The 2,173-nt window shown below is 44.5% G+C and carries 1 protein-coding gene; it reads left to right on the forward strand.

What is annotated here, in order from left to right; translation table 11 throughout:
- Positions 1-270 precede the first annotated feature (270 nt).
- Positions 271-2,173: CRISPR-associated helicase Cas3' (gene cas3, locus GX117_08590; protein NLO33397.1), on the forward strand; the 1,903-nt coding region annotated here is incomplete at its 3' end.

Consider the following 2,173-nt stretch of genomic DNA (forward strand, 5'->3'; position numbering starts at 1 on the left):
AACATACCCCCCTGTCGCGACGTCGATCCCTCAATTATTCGCTCTCCGCAACCACAAAACCCTATAAAAAAAATAAAAAAATAAAATCTAGGATTCCTGATTTTGGAAAAGATATAGCGTATAATAAACGTAAATTCGATGAGATTGTCACTTAGTATATTGTTGAAGGTTAAGGAAAGACGGTGCAGCAGGGTTCAGCAATAAAGGTCTGCGGCCGCCTTCTTCAAAGCCTTGCTTTTTAAGGATTAAAATTTAAATGGGAGAAAAACAATGGTGCAGAAACCACTTTATGGACATTCACATCCCGAGAGAGATATAGAGGAATGGCAGTTGTTATTCGATCATCTCCAAAACGTGGCGGAAAGAGCAAAAGAATTTGCCGCACCTTTTCAATCCGGAGACTGGGCGTATAACGCGGGATTGCTCCATGATCTTGGGAAGATCGATGACTCTTTCCAGCGTTACCTGCTTAATGCCAATAGTCTGGATGACTCTGAATATGGTACGGCGCCTAAAGGACGCGTCAACCATTCCAGTGCCGGTGCCGCCTACGCTGAGGAAAGTTTTAAGACTATGGGACGCATCTTCAGCTATATGGTCGCCGGTCATCATGCGGGACTGGCCGATTATCATTCTTGTAATACTGGCAGAGCCGCCCTCACAGAACGGCTAAAGGAGGGCAAAAAAAATCTTGATGACATCCGTTCACAACTTGCGTGGATAGAAGATCGATTGATACGAGAACTCACACTGCCGTCTTTCGTCAAGCCTGAAAATATTCACTTATGGATTCGTATGCTTTTTTCTGCACTCGTCGACGCGGACTATCTGGATACGGAAGCTTATATGGATGGAAAGAAAGGGGAAAGCAGAGCAAAATTTGCCCCATTGACTACCTTGAAAAGTGCTTTCAACCTCTACATGAACAAAAAAATGAAAGATGCAGCGCCTTCAGAGGTGAACACGATTCGTCGTGAAGTATTCGATGCTTGCGTCAAAGCAGGTGAATGGGCTCCAGGTTTGTTTTCCCTTACTGTGCCTACAGGCGGCGGTAAAACCTTATCCGCCACTGCCTTCGCCTTAGAACATGCCATCAAACACCATAAAGACCGCATTATCTATGTCATCCCTTATACGAGCATTATCGAACAGACTGCCAAAACTTTGGCGGAAATCTTTGGCGCCTCTAATGTTATCGAACATCATAGTAATCTGGATCCGAAAAAAGAAACACAGCGCGCACGGCTCGCAACGGAAAACTGGGATGCTCCCCTTGTTATCACGACCAATGTACAATTCTTTGAGTCGTTGTATGCCGCAAAACCGGGTCGTTGCCGCAAATTACATCGTATTGCAAATAGCGTTGTTATTTTGGATGAGGCGCAATTATTACCGCCCAAACTTCTTTCGCCCTGTGTTGACGTAATGGCAGAACTTACCAAAAATTATGGGGTAACCTTGCTTTTTTCTACAGCGACACAACCCTTCCTTTCTGACAAATCAATTACCACAGTCGCGATGGAAACACCCCGAGAAATTGTTCCAGACCCTCCTGCTTTATACAAACGTTTACAAAGAACTTGTTTCCATATACCGACAGAATACAAAGCTGTCCAATGGGAGGAATTGGCCTCTAAATTGAAAAAGCATCCCCAAGTGCTCTGTGTCGTTAATACACGGAGGGATTGTTATGATCTTTTCAAACTCATGCCCGAAGGGACCATTCACCTTTCCGCCTTAATGTGTGGAGAACATCGCACAAAGGTGATTGAAACAATTAAAGAACAACTAAAAGAAGGACAGCCCTTGCGGGTCATTAGCACACAATTGGTGGAAGCGGGTGTTGATATTGATTTTCCTGTTGTTTATCGCGCTTTTGCAGGGCTTGACTCCATCGCCCAAGCAGCCGGCCGCTGCAATCGTGAAGGAATGCTCAACGCAAAAGGTGAATTGGGACAGGTCTATGTTTTTGCGCCTCCAAAGCAATCTCCCCCAGGCTTATTAAGAAAAGGGGAAGACACGACCCGAACACTGATTCACTTGCCTGATTTTGATCTCCATGATCCCCGCATATTTACCGCCTACTTTAAACATTTTTGCGCAAATATTAATACAACCGGAAAAACAGAGTATTATGAAATGCTGGTTCGAGATGTAAACCCAGGTATTGAGA

It is taken from the genome of Candidatus Hydrogenedentota bacterium, from assembly GCA_012523015.1.
Classification (GTDB): Bacteria; Hydrogenedentota; Hydrogenedentia; order Hydrogenedentales; family CAITNO01; genus JAAYBJ01.